11 protein-coding genes are annotated in these 20,038 nt (G+C 55.5%); 7 read left to right on the forward strand and 4 right to left on the reverse strand.

Translation table 11 applies throughout. The features are described 5' to 3' along the window. The first annotated feature begins 310 nt into the window (after window positions 1-310). A complete protein-coding gene (locus VAE55_RS14415) occupies window positions 311-2,476 on the forward strand; it encodes a diguanylate cyclase (protein ID WP_322816444.1) in 2,166 nt (721 codons plus the stop codon). Here VAE55_RS14415 and VAE55_RS14420 read toward each other — a convergent pair. From VAE55_RS14420 to phoU, 3 genes are all read right to left on the reverse strand, one after another. Then, window positions 2,450-4,222: a choice-of-anchor Q domain-containing protein gene (locus VAE55_RS14420; RefSeq protein WP_322816445.1), complete on the reverse strand. Its 1,773-nt coding sequence runs from the start codon at window positions 4,220-4,222 to the stop codon at window positions 2,450-2,452. The genes VAE55_RS14415 and VAE55_RS14420 overlap by 27 nt on opposite strands. 906 nt (window positions 4,223-5,128) lie before the next feature. Then, window positions 5,129-8,722, reverse strand: a complete 3,594-nt coding sequence (gene metH, locus VAE55_RS14425) for a methionine synthase (protein ID WP_322816446.1) — start codon at window positions 8,720-8,722, stop codon at window positions 5,129-5,131. Window positions 8,723-8,986: 264 nt separating this feature from the next. Then, window positions 8,987-9,646 (reverse strand): phosphate signaling complex protein PhoU, encoded by a 660-nt coding sequence (gene phoU, locus VAE55_RS14430; protein ID WP_322816447.1) that lies wholly within the window; start codon window positions 9,644-9,646, stop codon window positions 8,987-8,989. A 351-nt stretch (window positions 9,647-9,997) separates the two neighbouring features. On the opposite strand from phoU, the gene VAE55_RS14435 reads away from it, so the two are divergent. Further along, window positions 9,998-10,711: a cysteine hydrolase family protein gene (locus VAE55_RS14435; RefSeq protein WP_322816448.1), complete on the forward strand. Its 714-nt coding sequence runs from the start codon at window positions 9,998-10,000 to the stop codon at window positions 10,709-10,711. A gap of 304 nt (window positions 10,712-11,015) precedes the next feature. After that, entirely contained in the window at window positions 11,016-12,005 is a 990-nt protein-coding gene (locus tag VAE55_RS14440; RefSeq protein WP_322816449.1) for an arsenic resistance protein, read from the forward strand. A gap of 731 nt (window positions 12,006-12,736) precedes the next feature. Here VAE55_RS14440 and topA read toward each other — a convergent pair. After that, window positions 12,737-15,067, reverse strand: a complete 2,331-nt coding sequence (topA, locus tag VAE55_RS14445) for a type I DNA topoisomerase (protein ID WP_322816450.1) — start codon at window positions 15,065-15,067, stop codon at window positions 12,737-12,739. 171 nt (window positions 15,068-15,238) lie between these two features. Between topA and VAE55_RS14450 the strand changes: the two genes are divergently transcribed. The 4 genes from VAE55_RS14450 (at window position 15,239) to VAE55_RS14465 (ending at window position 20,032) form a co-directional block, all read left to right on the forward strand. After that, window positions 15,239-15,739 (forward strand): ferritin, encoded by a 501-nt coding sequence (locus VAE55_RS14450; RefSeq protein ID WP_322816451.1) that lies wholly within the window; start codon window positions 15,239-15,241, stop codon window positions 15,737-15,739. Window positions 15,740-15,948: 209 nt separating this feature from the next. Further along, window positions 15,949-16,713: a putative photosynthetic complex assembly protein PuhE gene (gene puhE, locus VAE55_RS14455; protein WP_322816452.1), complete on the forward strand. Its 765-nt coding sequence runs from the start codon at window positions 15,949-15,951 to the stop codon at window positions 16,711-16,713. 146 nt (window positions 16,714-16,859) lie between these two features. Continuing rightward, entirely contained in the window at window positions 16,860-18,950 is a 2,091-nt protein-coding gene (gene acs / locus VAE55_RS14460) for an acetate--CoA ligase alpha subunit (RefSeq protein WP_322816453.1), read from the forward strand. An 11-nt stretch (window positions 18,951-18,961) separates the two neighbouring features. Next, complete coding sequence (locus tag VAE55_RS14465) at window positions 18,962-20,032, forward strand: phosphotransacetylase family protein (protein WP_416181206.1); 1,071 nt, start codon at window positions 18,962-18,964, stop codon at window positions 20,030-20,032. Window positions 20,033-20,038: the final 6 nt, after the last annotated feature.

Genomic DNA, 20,038 nt, shown 5'->3' on the forward strand with positions numbered 1-20,038 from the left:
TGCGATGATGAACAGCACGACGCTGCGCACAACATTGTGCAGCGTACCTGAACGGTATGAATCCTTTGGGTAGCAGCCAGTTCAGTAAACGCACTACGTCACGCCCATCTGGTATGCCCATCCGCCGTGTCGTTGTGGTGATAGAAGGTGACACCTTGGGTGCTATCCGCGTTCATCCGCCTCACCCGCGTCCATCCGTGTTTCACCCCTCCCCCGTCGCGCTCAACGACCCGCACCGCTGTAGTGACGTAAGGTAGCAACTTGGATTATGATATAAAAAAGCATCGATTTCGCGTCGCAGGAGAGCGCGATGACACCAGCAACCTCTCCATCCGATACCCCTGAGTCGCGCTGGCCGGAATTAAGCACTGTAGCGGCAATTGACATACTTGAGCAGTTGCCGTTCGCAGTATGGATTGTCGATACCGGGTATCGTCTCGTCTATGCTAACCCGGTTTTCATGACTCAATCCCCACCAGGCATGCCTCGTCCGATTCATATCGGTACACGAATGCTACCGGATGAAAGTGATATCACCCAGCACCAACGGTGGCAGCAGAGCTACCGGCGTGCGCTAGATGGCGAGCATGTCACGATAACCAGCAACACGACCACCTATTACCTGCAATTGATCACGATAGACCCGGTACGGCAGTGGATTTTCGGCTACACCAGCACCTTCCCGGCAACGGAACGTGACACACTCTTTCGGGCTGCAATTGAAACACTGCCTGATCCATTTGGCATGTATGAAGTTATCCGCAACCCGCGCAACCAAATCGTCGATGCGCAAATCATGGTCGTCAATACTGCTATGTGCCAAATTACCGGGTATCGACGCGAAGAACTGCTCGGCCAGCGCATGCTCGATCTCTGGCCCGAATTTGCCAACGACGGCACCTTTGCCAGTCTGCGTCACCTGGTTGAGTCAGGAGCACCGGTACGACGTACCACGACCCTCCTTGATCGTCATGGTGTGCAGCGGCATATTGAATTGCACGCCGGCAAGCTCGCCAATGGCTTCGTATCGATCTGGCGCGATATAACTGCTCAGCAGCAGCTCGATCAAAAGATACGGCAGCAAGCCGAACTCCTTGATCAACTTGTTGATGCCGTCATTGCGACCGATCTCGATTATGTCGTTACCAGTTGGAACCGTGGTGCCGAACGCATATACGGCTGGTCGGCCAGCGAAATGATTGGGCGGCGCTTAGGTGAGCGTCTTGAAACACGCTTCGCCGACACCAACTCCGAAGCGGCTGCGGCAATGCTGTGGCAGACCGGACGCTGGGAAGGTGAAGTTGAGCAACGGCGACGCGATGGGCAGTATGTGCCAATCCATTCAATTGTCGTGATGATCCGTGACGAACAAGGCACACCCACTGGCATCGTCGCCGTCAACCGCGACATCAGCGAGCGTCGTCATTTCGAGCAATTGCTGATGAAAGCTAATCAGCGCCTCGAACGAGCCATCGTTGAAGCTCGCCGCCAGACCGCCGAAATCATGATGGTTAACGAATTACACGATCTCTTGCAGGTTTGTCAGACCGCAACGGAAGCGGCGGAGGTCATCTCCTTCAGCTTGCAACGCATCTTTCCGCGCCAGAGTGGGTATCTGATGGTGCGTCAGGCCGGAACGGCCAATCTCAATTTACTGGCCCAATGGGGCGAAGCAGACCTTGCACCGATAGCCATGACCATCGATGAATGTTGGGCGTTACGCCGGGGATTAATCCATCGCACCTGTACCAATGCAGGCATTCGCTGCCCACATATTCACAGCAACACCCCGGCCTGCACCTCCTGTATCCCGCTCGTTGTGCAGAGTGAAATTTACGGTCTGTTACACATTGCCGGCGAGGAGCTACCGAGAAGCGAACTCATTGTTATGACCGGCGATACGATTAAACTGGCGTTGTCCAACCTCGAACTCAGAGCCACCCTGCGCGAGCAGGCAATCATCGATCCACTAACCGGCCTCTACAATCGCCGCTATCTGGAGAGCAGTCTGCCGCGAGAACTTCACCGGGCGCAGCGCGAGCAGGTATCGCTGACGATAGCGATGATTGATATTGATCATTTTAAGCAATTCAACGATACGTATGGCCACGAAGCCGGCGATGTTCTCTTGCGTGAACTGGCCGTGATTTTTCGCGAGCATCTGCGCCAGAGCGACCTGGCCTGCCGTTACGGTGGTGAAGAATTTGTTCTGATACTACCGGGAGTCAATCGGGAAACTGCCCGCACCCGCTTACAGCAGCTCGGTAATACGGTACAGCAGCGCCGAATCACGTTCACCAACCAACTGATAGGACCGGTGACCATATCGATTGGCTACGTTACGTATGAGGGAGGCGAATATCACATCACCACACTCTTGCAACACGCCGACGCCGCGCTCTACGCAGCCAAGCGCGGCGGACGCAATCGCGTGATTGATTTTGCCGATCTACCGCCCGATCAGGGGGATGAATGATTTGAGAGGTGACTGCGTCACGGTGATCCCCACCCCATTACTGAAATCACTACATACCAGATCATTGCAGGCACGTATACGTAATGTATATTGTCCCTGATCGAGCAGCACACTGTTGTTGAATAACAGCAACATCCAGACCACACCATCCGAGCGTCGTGCTTCCACTTCGTAGCGCACAGCACCATTGACCGGCGTGAACGAGAGCTGGATGAGCGGCCCACCATTGCTGTTCAAACCAAGCAATGTGGGTGGTTCGAGGCTGGCAGATGGGGCAGCAGAGCCATACTCGAACGCACCGAGGTCACAGGTACCCACACGCGGGGCACCACGTTGATCGGTCGGCGGACAATCGGCACCAGCGTTGATCGCCAGACTACCGGCCAGCAAGGCAAGCGTAGGCAGCGGGCCGCCATGGTTGGCAACCGTTGTGTCAACTCGTGGATCGGCCTGCGTAATCCCGGAAATACAGGCCCGGCCAACGGGACTTTGCAGATTACGACTACCGCGAAACGTACCGAAACACTGCACCGAGTCGTGAGAACTGCCGATACGATTAGCGGCCATAATCACATTTCGCAACTCAACATCGGCCCTGTTGTTAGAAGTATTGTAGATACCGCCACCCAGCCGATCTGCGTAATTATGCGCCACAGTCACATTTACGATTGTTGCCTGACCACCGTTGAAATAAAGACCACCACCGTTCCCCTTATCGGCATTCGGCGCATCGGCCCGATTACCGACGACAGTCAAATTACTCAACAAAGCAGTATTCCAGCCCGCATGGAATGTCGATTGCGCAACCAGAACTGCTCCGCCAATATCTTCAGAGCGGTTGTTCACAAACGTCGAGTCACGTAGAGTTAATGGTCCATTATGGTGAACCAGCGCACCACCACTGGCCCGGCCATTACTGTTGAGGTACACCACATTATCGGCAAAAAAGCTACGCTCAATTTCAGAGCGATCGGGATGGTAGAGGTATGAATACACTGCACCACCAAAGTTACGAGCCTTATTGCCGGTAAAGATACTGTCCTGAATCAGAATTTGTCCACCGACATCGCGCGGGCCGGCACCGTCGTTGTAGATAGCGCCGCCAAAACCGAAATTCGCCACCACACCACCGTGCGAACTATCGTTATTCCGAAACGTCGAGCGCAGTACAGTAATCGGGCAGCGCAGGTTATAGATAGCACCACCGTTAATACCCCGATTATTCTCGAACAAACTATCTTCGACATGTAACTGGCCGAAGTGCATCGAAATCGCCCCACCGCCCTCTTCATCAGTGCCGACAGTGCTATCGTTGTTGCGGAAAATACTGTTGTATATGAAGACACGGGCATTGAGACCGGCGGAACGGATCGCGCCACCTTCAACACTTCGTCCATGAACCAGGGTCAGATTACGAATGGTGAGAGTCACATCGTACAGCCAGATAATCCGGGTACGCCCACCACCACTCAGCGTCACCCGGCCACCCTGTTGAGGGCCACCGCCGTCGATCTCAGTATCCTGACGTAACTCTAATTGACTAGAGAGGGTAATAGTGACAGGTTGAGGGCCACAGTTGAAGGTGATACGACCGCCGCCAGCTACAGCAGCCCGTAGTGCGGCTTCGGTACAGCTCGCTGGGGTACCATTACCAACGACGCCAGCAGCGCGAACGGGTGTTGCTGTCCAGATGAGCAGGATGCTAAGGGCAATCAGCCAGCGTACCGAATATGAAATTTTCGTCATTGTAAACCCTACCTCGTTGGTGTGAGATGAAGTTTTGTTTATCTTGAAGATAACCAACATCTTGAGACGGATCTACATGACTTTTTGGCTATATATGCATATAGGACTGGAAGGCCTGGAGGGTAGAAAGGGATACCGGATGACAAAATAGTAATATAACTTTCATCTCTCACGTGCAGGGTACGAAGAGAGGATTTGTCAAAGGCAGAATAGAACCTATTTCAAAAAATATCTATAGAAGTTATCTCCTTCATTGCCGAGCGACTCAAGGATCGTGAGAGAACACCCTGGGTCCACGTAACCAGCCGGAGCAACGGCATGCTACGTACCGGATCGTGAGCACGGCTGGCGCGGCAGCATGGCTGCCGCACTCCAAACGCTGCGTCACGCGTATGACAGGCGGGTAAGGCACCCCATCCAACGAGCGAGGGCACTGGCGATGGTCTCAGCCTGCCTCGCTTTACATACCAGTAGCCTGGACGCAGGACAAACTATCATTAGTCATTGGCAAGCGTCCATGCACCTGTGTAATGGTCGGGTAGCTGACAGTACAGCTTTTATGAAATAAGTTCCAGACACCCGCACCACAGATGATGTATGCCTCTACTGCTACCCACCTGCTGCCACAACTGAGAAGTGTTGGTGAAATTACAACTCGTGGAATGAATTGCTAACCAATAATTACCTGACCTAACGGAGATCACGAGATCCGTAGGAACTGGTTTCGTAAGAGCGGATTCTGCAGGGGCAGACTCCGTAGGGGCTGGTTCAGAACCCGCCCCTACGGAATTGCGTGTATCACAGTTCTGGAGCGCAGAAGCCAGAATTCCGCACCCACTACGCTCAACATGATATACGTGCGTTCCGAATTAGACAACCGGTCACCATCACCAGTACGCACTACACCTAATCATCACCGCGCTGATCCATCTCTGCACGTTCGAGCGCGCTGCCGATACTGAAGTACTTCGCTTCTGGATGATGCACGACGATGGCAGCCGTACTCTGCTCAGGCACCAACTGGAAGGCTTCGGTCAGCGTTACTCCGATCTCTTCGCCGGGCAGAATCTGCCAGAGTTTGGCATGCTCGGCCAGATCAGGGCAGGCCGGATAGCCCCACGAGTAGCGCTTACCACGCCGTTCATCAAGGCCCAGACCCTGGCGGATGATGCGGTTGGTGTACTCTGCCAGCGCCTCGGCCAGGCTGACACCCAGACCATGGATGTAGTAGCTACGGCTGTAGTCACCGCGTTGTTGCATGGTTTCAACCAGCTCATCAACCGCGCTACCCATGGTAACAATCTGGAATGCCGCCAGATCGTACTCGCCACTCTCCACACTGCGGAAGTAGTCGCTGATGCAGAGCCGTTCACGGGCAGGTTGGCGCGGAAAGACGAAGCGCGTCAGTTCCCGACGGCGATCTGCCGGATCGTAGACAATCAATTCCAGCCCATCACTTTGCACCGGGAAGTAGCCGTAGATGACACGCGGCTGAAGCCAGCCATCACGCTCGGCTTCGGCGATCAGCTCACGGACTTTTTGATCGAACTCGGCGCGCAGACGCTCCCACTCGGCGCCTTTGGCGTTCTTTGCCCCCCACTGTAAGCGATACAGGCTGTTGCGGTCGAGGCACTCCACAACGTCGCTCAGGCGAATACGGCTGGTTGCCCGCCATCCCCAGAACGGAGGCACCGGTACCGACACATCAGTGCTCACAGCCGACCGCACACCATCGGCACTAACTTTTGCCGCTTCACCCAATTCGGTGAGTGCGACCCGACCGGTCACGCGCCGGTGAAGCACATTCGCCGCCTCGCGGATCGTCTGCTCGATAAACTGTTCGCGTGTCGCCGGATCGCTCAGGCGATCCATCGTCTCCAATCCCTCGAACGCATCTTTGCAGTAGAAGACCCCGGCAGGATACGGCTCTTCATCATCAACGAAGGTGATCCGCTGACCATACTGACGATTAATCGCCGCTCCACCCACCAGAACCGGAATGTGAATTCCACGGCGGTACAGCTCCTGGACACAGAGCGGCATCTGCTTACTGGTACTCACCAGCAGCGCCGAGAGACCGATAGCGTCGGCCTGTACTTCGAGTGCTTTCTCGATGATCGTATTAATCGGTACCTGTTTACCGAGATCGTAGACGGTGTAGCCGTTGTTCGAGAGGATGGTGTAGACCAGATTCTTACCAATGTCGTGAACGTCACCATACACCGTGGCAAGCACTACCTTCCCCTTGCTTGCACCTTCGATCCGATCAAGGTAGCGTTCGAGGCGGGCAACCGCCTTCTTCATCGCTTCAGCACTCTGCAAGACAAATGGCAGGATGAGCTGACCGGCGCCGAACAGATCGCCAACTTCTTTCATAGCTGGCAGCAAAACCGTATTCAGCACATCAACCGCAGCCTGCCCTTGCGGTGAGCTACCGTGTTCGTTGCGCAACGCTGCTGCCGGATCGCTCAAACGCAAACCGCTGGTCAGCAAGCGTTGATCGACTGCCTGATCGATGTCGTCTTCAATTCCTTCCTTCTTACGGTGCAGGATTTTCCAGTGCAGGCGCTGATCAACCGTCATCCCAGCAGTTGGGTCTTCGCGTTCATTATCTTGAGCAGCCGCATGCTGCTCGAAATAGGCGATAAAGCGCACCAGTGCATCTTCGCGGCGGGCAAAGATCAGGTCTTCACACACTTCGCGCTGAGCCGGATCGATCTCGGCATACGGGGTGACGTGCGCCGGATTGATGATCGCGGTATCCAATCCGGCAGCCACGGCGTGATAGAGAAAGACCGAATTGAGCGCAGCACGGGCATGCGGGGCAACACCAAAGCTCAAGTTGCTGACGCCAAGCGTGGTGAAACAGCCGGAAATCCGCTGCTTGACCAGGCGAATCCCTTCCAGGGTTTCGATAGCCGAGTAACGCAATTCCTCCTGACCGGTCGTAATCGGAAAGGTTAGCACATCGAACACCAGCGCTTCGGCGGGAATACCGTATTCGTCTTGAGCGATGCGGGCGATGCGTTCGGCAATGGCGACCTTGCGTTCAGCAGTGTGGGCCATGCCCTCTTCATCGATGGTCATCGCGATCACGGCTGCGCCGTAGCGGGCCGCCAGCGGCAACACCTTATCAATCTTGGCGCCACGCCCACCTTCAAGCGAGACCGAATTGATCAACGCTCGACCAGGGTAGATTGACAAGGCCGCTTCGAGGACATCGGCCTCGGTGGTGTCAATAACCAGCGGTAGCTCGATGTTGAGCGTCAGCTTTTTGATCAGGCGCGTCATCTGCTCTTTTTCGTCATTACGCTCGGTCATAGCGACACAGACATCGAGCATATGCGCACCACTCTCAACCTGTTCGCGGGCAACTTCCAGGGCACCATCGTAATCATCACGCAGCAGTAAGCGCTTCACCTTCCGTGAACCGAGCGTATTCAGGCGCTCACCGATCATGGTCAGGGTTGCGTCCTGGCGTAATGCGGCAGCCCGAATCCCCGAACTCACACTTGGAATGTACTCAACCTGCCGCTGCTTTGGACGCGGTACGTCACCCAATATCTGGCGCAAGCGGGCAATGTGGGCAGGACGGGTACCACAGCAACCACCGACCACGGCGACTCCATACTCACGCACAAACTCACCCAGAATAGCCGCAAACGGCTCCGGCTCCATTGGATAGACCGTGCGGCCATCAACCTCTAGCGGTAAGCCGGCGTTGGGGATACACGAGATCGGTTTGCGCGAGTGGGCAGTGAGATACTGAATGGCCGCTCGCATATGTTCGGGGCCAGTGCTGCAATTCAACCCGATCACATCAACCGGCATTGCTTCGAGCGTCGCTATCATAGCCGGCACATCAGTGCCGAGCAACATACGGCCCGACAGATCGAGAAACACCTGAGCCTGCACTGCAATATCGGGTCGCTGAAAATCAATCTTCGCCCGCCGAATGCCGTCGAGAGCAGCTTTGACCTCAAGAATATCAACACTTGTCTCGACCAGCAGCAGATCAACACCACCCTCGATTAAACCGATTGCCTGCTCGTAGTAAATATCCGACAGCTCGGCGAACGTAATATCACTCAGCGCCGGATCGTCGGAAGAGGGTAACTTACCGGTTGGCCCCATCGAACCGGCAACATAGCGTGGCCGACCATCACGAGCGGCGAACCGATCAGCAACACGACGGGCCAACGCGGCAGCCGCCCGATTGATCTCGACCGTGCGTTCGCCCAACCCCCATTCGGCTAGCCGTGGCCGGGTGCTCTGGAACGTACACGTCTCAAGCACATCACAGCCGGCCTCAAGAAAAGAGGAATGGATCGCCTCGATCACATCAGGGCGCGTGATCACCAGATAATCACGACAACCAAACGTCGCTTCGCCGCCGTAATCAGCGGCTGTCAGATCGAAGGTGTCAATCGAGGTCCCCATTGCCCCGTCGAAAATCAAAACCCGTTCGGCTAGCGCCTGAAGATAGGTTGGTCGACTCACAGTTGCCTCACCTGGAATAGTTGTTGTCAAACTCACACACAAGCGCCGGCGATGATCGGTCAAAGCGCCGGCGCTCGTCACATCTACTAGCAATGATACTCGATATGCAGCAGGATTTCAAAGGGATAAGGGTCAGCCAACCCGCAGTGACGTTCAGCAATGAGTGTGACTGTGTCGCAGCGCGTACCTGCCGGGGTGAGAGTGGCAGATACGCTTCATCAACGGCCACTCCTCACCACTATCACCGGACATGAAGGAACGACTTCAATTCAATGTCGTTTGACTGTTCGTCACCAGATAGATCACACGCTCGCCGATATTTGTCGCCCGGTCAGCAGTTCGCTCCAGCGCATGCACCATATCAAGGAGATCGAGCGCTGCCTCAAAGCGATCCGGGTCCTGACGCGCCTCGGCAATGATCAACTCGCGGAGAGTGTCTTCCAGTTCATCAACCCGCTCATCGTGGGCAGTCAGCGAACGAGCCAGATCAGCGTCCTGCCGCAAAAACGCCTCCAGGCTGGTATTCAACATTTGCAGTGCCAACTGCGCCATCTCGTGGATCTGGGGAGGGGGCGGAATGAAGACTGCGCGCCGCGAAGCCCGCCGGACCCGCTTGGCAATGCTATTCGCGTAATCACCAATCCGCTCAAGCTCACTGGCAATCGCCGACACCACACTGGTGAGACGCAAATCAGAAGCTACTACCGGCTGTTGGGTGGCTAGCACGTGAATCACACTCTCTTCGAGCGCACGCCAGGCATCATCAATCTGCCGATCATCGTTGATAATCTGCGCCGCAGCCGTCGAGTCCCACGTCTCCAGACAGCGAATCGCCCGCAGCAACTGCTGCTCGACCATACTGAACATCCGCAGCAAATCTTCACGTAGGGCACTGATCTGCCGAATATATCGCTCGCGCACCATGTGTGTATCCCTCCCTCGGCCTGGAATGGCTCGATGTCACGTATATCTTACCACCACGTTGGACAAGCCGGTCCTGAACAGTCCAAGATGCTTTCATTATACTTGAAAGCTCATCAGTGTGGCGCGGGATTTATAGCGCGAGATTAGTTGTTGAGGGAGGAGATAAGAGGGAAGAAATAGGGGAGAGGAGAGGGAAGAACGTTGACATATTTATGCACTGGCATCTTGCCTGCACTACTGGTTTTTGTCTACCGATCTCGTAGCGCAATCCTCCCAACAATCTCCCCTTGACGGGGTGATCAAAGCGTGGTAAAATAGTGTCAGTTTTACACCAAAGAAAGGAGGCGAGTCATGGCTGCAATTACAGACCTGGCCCGGCGCAGCACACCATTTCTCGACTATCTGGAGGCGTGGTACGCGAATCTGCCCCAGGTTGATCTGGCGACGATTGTTGGCAATACCCCAGAGCGCGTTGCTCTCTGCTCGATTGATATGATCAACGGCTTCTGCAAAGAGGGGCCTCTGGCCGGCCCACGGGTGGGTGCTCTGATCGAGCCGGTTGTGCAGCTCTTCCGGCGCACTTACGATCTGGGGGTACGTGCGTTTGTGTTAGCACAGGACACCCACGATCCGGCGACGCCAGAATTTGCCGCGTATCCACCCCACTGCCTCGCCGGTACTGCCGAGAGCCAGACGATTCGTGAGCTGGCCGAGTTGCCGTTCGCCGATCAGATTGTGGTGATTGAGAAGAATTCGCTCAGTTCTCATCTGGGTACCCGCTTTGGGTCGTGGCTGGCCGAGCATCCCCAGCTTGATACGTTTGTGCTGGTTGGCGATTGTACCGATCTGTGTGTGTATAGTGCGGCTATGCACCTGCGTCTGGAGGCGAATGCGCTTAATCTCAAGCGGCGGGTTATTGTGGCGGCAAATGCGGTTGATACGTTCGATACGCCGGTAGAAGTTGCGCGCAACCTGGGTATCTATGCCCACGACGGCGATCTGCACCATGTCCTCTTCCTGCATCATATGGCGCAGAATGGCGTGGAGGTCATGAATATTGCGTAGCCGGTGGTGGTAATGGTGAGGCAGCACCGGCTAGAGCCGGTGTTGTGGAGTAACCCAGAGAGCACAGGCAGAGTCCTGTGCTACATTTTTTATGTCCAACAACCCCGCAGGTGCTGCCGGTATCGGCAATACAGCAAGATGAGGTTTTATGCCGCTCTCGCTTTTGTGGCCGTTCGGCAAACGTTGGAAGTGGTCATGCTATTCGTTGCGATAGGTAGATGTAGCGAGAACCACCACCGCGTAGGTGCGTTCGGCAAACGTTGGAAGTGGTCATGCTATTCGTTGTGCAGGAGCGTGGACTATTATGGTTTCCCTTCAACAAACTATCGAACGCTACCAGATTCTGGTGTATCTTATCGCCATCGGAGCCGGTTTAGCGACCGGGGTTCTCTTTCCGTATCATCTTTCCGCTATTGAAGCCGGTCTGTGGCCATTGCTTGTTCTGCTGCTGTATGTCACGTTTACGCAGATACCGCTCGCGCATCTGCCGCATGTATTTGCCGACCGACGCTTCCTGATCGCAGTTGTGACCGGCAATTTTGTGATCATTCCGCTGCTGGTGTGGGGGATGATCCATTGGTTACCCGACGATCCGGCGCTGCGTCTGGGGGTTCTCCTCGTTCTGCTGGTACCCTGTACGGACTGGTTTATCACGTTTACGCATCTTGGCAGTGGTGATACACGGTATGCCATCGCCTTTTCGCCATTGAGTCTGCTGTTGCAATTTCTCTGTCTGCCTCTGTACCTCTGGTTGTTTCTCGGCGATCAGGCCGGCATATTGTCAGCTTCACCAAACATTATTGCCTCAGCGACAGCGTTGATCGGTCTTCCGCTGCTGGCAGCAGTGGCAACTGAAGGATGGGTAGCCATAAACCCTACACGCCAGCGCTGGATACAGCAGTTAGCGATGTTCCCAATCCCGCTGCTGGGATTGGTACTCTTTACGATTGCCGCAACGCAGGCCAACACTGTCCTGAATAGTTTCAGGGTGCTGTTGCCACTGCTTTTGATCTTTGTCGGTTTTCTGGCCCTTGCCTGCTTATTAAGCTATACGCTGGCCGTCGGCTTGCAGCTACCGGCTTCACAGGGGAGAGTGCTTGCCTTCAGCTTTGGTACCCGCAATTCGTTTGTGGTGCTGCCGATTGCGTTGACATTACCGCCAGGCTATGATCTTGCCGTTGTCACGATTGTGTTTCAGTCATTGGTGGAACTGGTCGGGATGATTATCTTTTTGTGGTTTGTTCCCCAAAGGCTATTTCCAATACACCAGGGACAACATCATGTCAATTCCTGACCAATCCTGGGCATCATCGCTGAGACGATCACTCGCCACCTATTAACCCTTGCATGGTGCTTTGCTGCGTTGTCAGCGATGCACCGGTACAATCGCCCAGAGAAATGGACTTCCGGCTCACGTTCATGCTTACCGTTTACCGGGGTCGCGTCCCGGCAAGGGAATCCGCCACAATCTGCGCCTGCTCATGAGCACGGTTGGTGCGGCAGCATGGCTGCCGCACTCCAAACGATGCGCTACAGGCAATCCGGCTGGAAACAGTATCCTCTCCGGAAAGAGATACGACGCTGCGTTGTCAGCGATGCACCGGTACAATCGCCCAGAGAAATGGACTTCCGGCTTACGTTCATGCTTACCGTTTACCGGAGTCGCGTCCCGGCAAGGGAATCCACCACAATCTGCACCTGCTCATGAGCACGGTTGGTGCGGCAGCATGGCTGCCGCACTCCAAGCGATGCGCTACAGGCAATCCGGCTGGAAACAGTATCCTCTCCGGAAAGAGATACGACTACTTGTTCAGCGGCGAACACCGCCAGCGTGATGGTGCGATCACGAGCGATGGCTTCTATCGCACTTTAATCCAACCCTCCACGATACCAATGCGGATCGCCGGGGGGGTAGCTCTCACAACCAGAAGGGCGGGCTTGCACCCAGACACGCCCAGGGCAGGCAAAGATGTTGCCTCCGCCTGCCCATACCGTAAAGCCAATATAGATGATCCAGACGAGCGCTCAAGCACTCTTGCGGGTGCGCTTTGATGAACGGGAAGGTGAGGGTAACGCAGGCTCGTTCTTTGCCGGCTCTGCCGGTGCCTCACCCGCCTGTGCCTCATCGAGCGTGTTGGTGATGTAGTCACACTTCGGGTAGCGCGAACAGCCGTAGAACGGGCGGCCAAATTTTCCTCGCCGGCGCAGCAATTCACCCTCGCCGCACTTCGGGCATTGCACACCGGTCGGTTCGGGGAGCGGCACCGGTTTGCCGTCGCGCCCAATCCGGCGGGTGTTGTTGCATTCCGGGTAGCCCGAACAGCCGAGGAAGGGGCCGAAGCGGCTCTTTTTGATCACCATGGGCCGGCCACAGACATTACACAGCACATCGCTCGTCTCAGGCGCACTGGCCTTGTCAATCACAATCTGACCTTGTTCATCACGGTGAAAATTACTGGTAAAATCGCACGACTCACCGTCGCCTTCGCGGTTGTAGCGTGAGCAGGCCAGAAATTCACCGTTCCGGCCAAAGCGAATCACCAGTTTCCCCTGACCACACTTCGGACAGTCGAGATCGGTGACGATCTCTTCGCGTTTGACATTGCGCATCTGGCGCTGCGCCTGTTCAAGCGTTGAACGGAAGGGGCCGTAGAACTCGCGCAGCACCGGCACCCACTTCTTCGATCCTTCCGCAATATCATCGAGCTGCTGTTCCAGGGCCGAGGTAAAATCGTAATCGACAATGTTGCCGAAATGCTCCACCAGCAAACCGGTTACCACCCGCCCCAGCGTTGTCGGGATCAGCTTTTTATCGACCATCTCGACATATTCGCGTTCTTGAATCGTCGAGAGTATCGAGGCGTAGGTACTAGGCCGTCCGATGCCGAGCCGCTCCAGCTCTTTCACCAGACTGGCCTCGGTGTAGCGGGGCGGCGGTTCAGTGAAGTGCTGGATCGGCAACAGCTCAACCAGTTGCAACGCTTCCCCTTCAGCCAATGGCGGCAAGCGACGTTCACTGTCTTCGTCTTCTTCGCCTTCATCAAGGCTTACGTTGTAGACAGCGAGAAAACCGGGGAACTTGAGCACCGATCCGGTAGCGCGGAAGAGGTACGCCGGCGCACCGGCAACGACCGGTGTTGCAGTAATATCAACGGTTGTGCTATCGAAGACTGCCGGTGCCATCTGCGAGGCAATAAACCGCTTCCAGATCAGATCGTAAAGCCGCCACAGATCGTTTTCAAGCTTTCCATTCAACTGTTCGGGCAAACGGGCACTACTGGTTGGGCGAATCGCCTCGTGTGCCTCTTGGGCACCCTTCGCCTTCGTCTTGTACACCGGCGGCTGATCGGGCAGATACTCTTTGCCGAAACGCTTACCAATAACATCACGCGCTTCGGCCTGCGCTTCCGCAGCAACCTGGACGCTGTCGGTACGCATATAGGTAATCAGACCGACCATCCCGTCCTCACCACCAATATCAACGCCTTCGTACAGGCGCTGGGCGAGGGTCATCGTCTTCTTGGCACTAAAGCCCAACTTGCGCGCTGCCTCTTGTTGCAGGGTGCTGGTGGTAAAGGGAGGAGCCGGGCTGCGCCGCTTGTCGCGCCGTGTCACCCGCACGACGGCATAGGCAGCCCCCTGCAGATCGGCCACAATCGCCTCGGCCTGTTCGCGGTTCTCGATTGAAAACTTTTCAAGCTTCTTCCCATCGCGCTCAATCAGCACCGCCCGGAAGAGATCGCGCGGGGCAACACCGGCCTCTTTCAGCAGATCGGCTTCAATAGTCCAGTATTCCTGCGGTTGAAACTGCTCGATCTCCCGTTCACGCTCGACAATCAAGCGCACGGCAACCGACTGCACACGTCCGGCGCTTAAGCCTCGCTTTACTTTATCCCAAAGCAACGGGCTTAACTGGTAGCCGACCAGCCGATCAAGCACGCGCCGGGCCTGCTGCGCTTCCACCAGACTCTGATTGATCTGGCGCGGTTGTTGCAACGCCTGCTGCACAGCATTGCGGGTAATCTCCTGGAAGACCACTCGATACACCGGCGTCTTCTTCGGCAGCTTGACCGCCTGCGTAATATGCCAGGCAATCGCCTCACCTTCCCGATCCGGGTCAGTCGCCAGGTAGACCGCCTCGGCGTTGCGCAGAGCCTGGCTCAACTCGCTGACAACCTTTGGCTTAACAATCTCATACGAAGGCGCAAAATCGTGTTCAATATCGATTGCAAGGCCGCTCTTGGGCAGATCACGCACATGACCCATACTCGAAGCAACCTTGTAGCCTTTGCCCAGATATTTTTGAATCGTCCGCGCCTTTGCCGGCGACTCAACAATCACAACTTTTTCGCCCATGTGATAATTCCTATTATGATGTAATGTCCGTCTTTCAGGCCCGTCCATCTTGCTTTCGCACTATACGCGGCCCGTGCCAGCTTGTCAAGAACGATTCGGGCGCAAGAGCAGGCAACATAAGCAAAGTTGCTGTATCATGATAATACGGTTTATTCAGTAAAGGAGAACCTCATGCTTAGTGAAAAGATTCAACAGGCATTGAATCGCCAGATTACCTATGAATACGCCGCTTCGTATACCTATCTGGCTATGGCCGCCTACTTCGAGTCGCTGTCGTTGACTGGTTTTGCACACTGGTTCCGCATCCAAAGCGAAGAAGAACGTGAGCACGCTCTCCGCTTCTTCGACTACGTGAATGATCGTGGGGGTCGAGTAACCCTCGGTGCGATTGACGAGCCGCAAAACGAGTATGCGTCACCGCTTGACGCCTTCGAGCATGCGCTGGCGCATGAGCAACGGGTTACGGCGTCGATCCATGCCATTTATGCGCTGGCCGCGCAGGAGAACGACTACGCCACGATGAGTATGTTGAAGTGGTTCATTGATGAGCAGGTTGAGGAAGAGAAGAACGCTGACGAGATCATTCAGCACCTTAAGCTCATCGGGAATGATGGCGTTGGCCTGTTGATGCTGGATCGGAAACTGGCCGAGCGCGAAGAAGAAGATGAGTAGCGAGGAGTAGGGGCACGGCATACCGTGCCCCTACTGACGTCCAGACCGCCTTCATCCTTCCCCGTTCATCAGGCTCACGTAAGGGTACGGTCTTCCCGGCCCAGTGCCAGGCACCGTTTTCACTCGCCTCCCGCCGTCCTCCTTCACTATTTTCTTCATTTCGTGTACAATTATGACATTAGTGCAAAAACGTATAGAAAGTGCAGGCTATGATCTGGTCTGATATCGCCTTCTATTACCTGTTGCCCTTACTCACGGTCGTTGCATTATGGTTGGGTCTCACCTTTGGTTTGATCTGGCTGAACCGACGCGGGCAATGGGTTGCCGGATGGGCGGTATTTCTTAGCCTGCCGGTCTTGATCTTCGCCCACAGTGAATTGCTCGCAACCCGCCACGATCTGAGCGCAGGCGGGGCCTACCGGGCTTTTGCTGCCAGTATGTTGATCTGGGCCTGGCACGAGCTTGCGTTCTACAGTGGTATCCTGGCCGGCCCACGCCGCAAGCCCTGTCCACCTGACGCTCGTGGATTTCAACGCTTCTACTACGCCCTTGGCACCCACTTTTACCATCAATTGAGCTGTCTGCTCGAACTGGGCCTGCTGGTCTGGCTGCTCCAGGATGCAAGCCACTGGCTGGGGCCATTGACCTTTGGCCTGAGTTGGGCACTGCAACAGAGCGCCAAACTGAACGTCCTGTATGGGGTACGCTCGCTCCAGGTTGATCTTTTTCCGGCGCATCTTGCCTTCCTGGCCAGCTACTGGCAACCAGGGCCACCAAGTGCCTTTTTCCGCCCCAGCGTCTCGGTAAGCACATTGCTGGCACTGATGCTATGGCTGAGTATCGGTGCCCACATCGGTGATCCGGCAGCCATTCGGCTTGCCCTGTTGGCCAGCCTCCTTACGCTGGGCGCACTTGAGCACTGGCTCCTTCTGATTCCTGCACCGGCGACTGTCCCCGCGCCGGCAACCGATTAATGCCTGTTCTCACCACTCTTGTAACCGGGCTGAGCACCATGCATTACAGGATGCGTACATACGCATCCTGAACCTGCGCTTGTCGCCAGCGGCTGTATCGGTTATGATGAAAGCGCAAGGTGTGCGAAAAAGGAGCACCCATAACCATGCTAGAAGCTATCTTCTCTCCACAATCGGTAGCCGTGATTGGCGCGTCACCTGACCCGGCGCGTCTCGGCCACCGTGTTCTGAAAAATATTCTCGATCACGGTTATCAAGGCAATATCTATCCCATTCACCCCCGCGCAACCGAAGTGCTTGGATTGTGCGCCTACCCTTCAGTGCTTGATGTTCCTAATCCGATTGATCTGGCCGTGGTCGTGATTCCACCGCAACACGTGATTGCAGCGGTTGATGAATGCGGTCGAAAGGGGATCAAAGGACTGGTCGTCATTACTGCCGGCTTTAAAGAGGTTGGCGGTGCCGGACGCGAACTGGAACGCGAACTGTTAGCTACCGTGCGCCGGTACGGCATGCGCATGATCGGCCCCAACTCGCTCGGTATCATTGACACCATCAGCAAGCTGAACGCCTCATTCGCGAATGCTATGCCCCTCCCCGGCAACATCGCCTTGATGTCGCAGTCGGGTGCAATTTGTACCGCAATTCTTGATTGGAGTCAACAGCAGGGCATCGGCTTCTCGCGTTTTGTCAGTCTGGGTAATAAGACAGATGTTGATGAAGTAGCGCTGCTAGAAGCCTGGAATCGCGATGAGCATTCTAGAGTGATACTGGCCTATCTCGAAGCTATCGACGATGGCCCCGGTTTTATCCGCGTGGCTCGCGAAGTGACTAAGACGACACCGGTTGTTGCCATCAAAAGTGGCACGACGGCTGCCGGAACCCGCGCCGCTTCGTCACACACCGGCTCGCTGGCCGGTTCTGAAGCTGCCTATGAAACAGCGTTTGCGCAAAGTGGTATTCTGCGCGCCCGCACCCTGAACGAGCTGTTCGATCTGGCGCTGGTCTTTGCCTATCAGCCGATGATCCGCGGGAACCGGATTGCGATTGTTACCAATGCCGGTGGGCCAGGGATCATCGCCACCGACGCCGTCGAACGTAGTGGGCTGGCAATGGCCGAATTTATGCCCGAAACCATTCGGCATTTGCAGGAAACATTACCACCGAATGCGAATGTCTTTAACCCGATTGATGTGATCGGTGATGCAACCCCGGATCGCTACGCTGTGGCGATTAAAGCCGCCCTGGCCGATCCCAACGTGGACGGCTTGATTATCCTTTTCACTCCCCAGGCTGTCTCTGAACCCCTGACGACCGCTAACCTGATTATCAATCTCACCAAAGGCACCGATAAGCCGGTAGTAACCAGTTTTATGGGTGGCGCCAGTATCGAAAAAGCGGTGCAGGCGCTCAATGCTGTGCGTATCCCCAACTATCTCTTCCCGGAACGGGCCGTCCAATCACTGGCCGCAATGTACCGGCAATCGCTCTGGCAACGCCGTCCCACTCCAACCTATCGTACCTTTTCGGTTGATCGCGAACGGGTTGCCCGCCTCTTCGCGAGTGTGCGTGAAGCCGGTCGGGTAGAGCTAGGCGAAGTTGAGGCGAGGGAAGTGATCGAGGCGTATGGTATGCGTCTGCCGAAAAGCCGCCTGGCCCAAACTCCCGACGAAGCGGTCGCGATTGCCAATGAGTTCGGGTATCCGGTCGTGATGAAGATATCCAGCCCCGATATTCTGCACAAGAGTGATATTGGCGGCGTTCGAGTTGGTCTGAGTGACGCGAGTGCGGTACGCGATGCATTTGAACTGATCGAATACCGGGCACGCAAGTACCTGCCTTCTGCCCGCATTTGGGGCGTACTGGTACAGGAGATGGTTCGTAAAGGCCGTGAAGTTTTGGTCGGCGTGAGTCGCGATCCGCAGTTCGGACCACTTATTGCGGTGGGAATGGGAGGCATTTATGTCGAAGTGTTGAAAGATGTTGCCTTCCGCCTCGCACCACTCAGTGTTGAAGAGGTGCAGGAACAGATACGTTCGATCCGTGCATACCCGCTCTTACGTGGTGTGCGTGGCGAAGCACCGGCTGACATCGCAGCGATTGAAGAGACGGTGCTGCGGGTGAGTCAATTGGTGACCGATTTCCCGGAAATTGTCGAGATGGATATCAATCCACTCGTCGTCCATCATGAAGGTGAGGGCGCAATCGTCCTCGATGCCCGGATCATCCTCAACTAATGGAGGCAATGATGGCAACACTGTATGTCGCCTCAACCGAAACCTACGTCGGCAAAAGTGCGGTGTGTGTGGGATTGCTGCGGCGGATGCAACAAGACGGTTTTCGTGTCGGGTATATGAAGCCGGTGAGTGTTTCGGTAACGCACACACCTGATGCGGTTCTCGATGAAGATGCTGCCTTTATCCGCCAAACCATCGGCCTGGAGGCGCCAATGGAGCAGGTGGCGCCGGTATTGATTACACCGGGAGTGATCGAGTCCATTTTACGTGGACAACCGCACTCATTTGCCAAAACGCTGCGCGATGCTTACCTGGCCGTGTCGCGTCAGAAAGATATTGTTGTCCTCGAAGGGACAAACACCTGGGCCGAGGGAGCATTGGTCGATCTGACCGCCGATCAGGTTACGGATATATTACAGGCTCCTGGTCTGCTCGTCTGCCGTTACACGTCAACCCTATCGGTTGATACCATTCTGAGCGTGCAGCGTTATGTTGGAGATCGCCTGCTTGGAGTGTTGATCAATCAGGTTGAAGAACCACACCGCGAGTTTGTGCGTAATCGGGTCACCCCATTCCTGGAGGGGCGTGGGATTCCGGTGCTGGGTATTCTACCACGTGACCGCTTGCTCTCCGGGGTAACGGTGAACGAGCTGGCTCAACATCTTGGCGGGCAGCTCATTGGGCGGCCCGAATGGGGTGAAAAGATGCTCGATTCGTTGATGATTGGGGCAATGGGCGCTGAGGCAAGCCTCTCATTCTTCCGTCGCCGGGCCAATAAGGCGGTGATTACCGGCGGCGACCGTAGCGATCTACAGTTGATCGCCTTGCAAACGAGCACTAATGCCCTGGTGCTGACCGGTAATATCCGGCCAACGATGCAGGTGATGGATCGGGCTGCCGAATTGGAAGTACCGATTATTCTGGTTGCCGATGACACGTTGAGCACCGTTGATCGCGCTGAGCGGTTATTTGGCCGAGTTCGGTTTCACCAAGAAGCAAAACTGCGCCGCTTTACCGAATTGCTTGATGCGCACTTCGATTTTGATCGATTGTATCGTCTGTTGGGTTTGCAAATCCATTAGGAAGTG

The organism is Chloroflexus sp. (assembly GCF_034432675.1).
In the GTDB taxonomy this organism is placed as follows: domain Bacteria; phylum Chloroflexota; class Chloroflexia; order Chloroflexales; family Chloroflexaceae; genus Chloroflexus.

What these genes read in the sequence shown, in the direction of transcription:
- VAE55_RS14450 (WP_322816451.1), top strand. Translation starts at nt 15,239, where the DNA reads ATGCTTAGTGAAAAGATTCAACAGGCATTGAATCGCCAGATTACCTAT.
- topA (WP_322816450.1), bottom strand. Translation starts at nt 15,067, where the DNA reads ATGGGCGAAAAAGTTGTGATTGTTGAGTCGCCGGCAAAGGCGCGGACG.
- VAE55_RS14415 (WP_322816444.1), top strand. Translation starts at nt 311, where the DNA reads ATGACACCAGCAACCTCTCCATCCGATACCCCTGAGTCGCGCTGGCCG.
- VAE55_RS14435 (WP_322816448.1), top strand. Translation starts at nt 9,998, where the DNA reads ATGGCTGCAATTACAGACCTGGCCCGGCGCAGCACACCATTTCTCGAC.
- VAE55_RS14440 (WP_322816449.1), top strand. Translation starts at nt 11,016, where the DNA reads ATGGTTTCCCTTCAACAAACTATCGAACGCTACCAGATTCTGGTGTAT.
- puhE (WP_322816452.1), top strand. Translation starts at nt 15,949, where the DNA reads ATGATCTGGTCTGATATCGCCTTCTATTACCTGTTGCCCTTACTCACG.
- acs (WP_322816453.1), top strand. Translation starts at nt 16,860, where the DNA reads ATGCTAGAAGCTATCTTCTCTCCACAATCGGTAGCCGTGATTGGCGCG.
- phoU (WP_322816447.1), bottom strand. Translation starts at nt 9,646, where the DNA reads ATGGTGCGCGAGCGATATATTCGGCAGATCAGTGCCCTACGTGAAGAT.
- VAE55_RS14465 (WP_416181206.1), top strand. Translation starts at nt 18,962, where the DNA reads ATGGCAACACTGTATGTCGCCTCAACCGAAACCTACGTCGGCAAAAGT.
- VAE55_RS14420 (WP_322816445.1), bottom strand. Translation starts at nt 4,222, where the DNA reads ATGACGAAAATTTCATATTCGGTACGCTGGCTGATTGCCCTTAGCATC.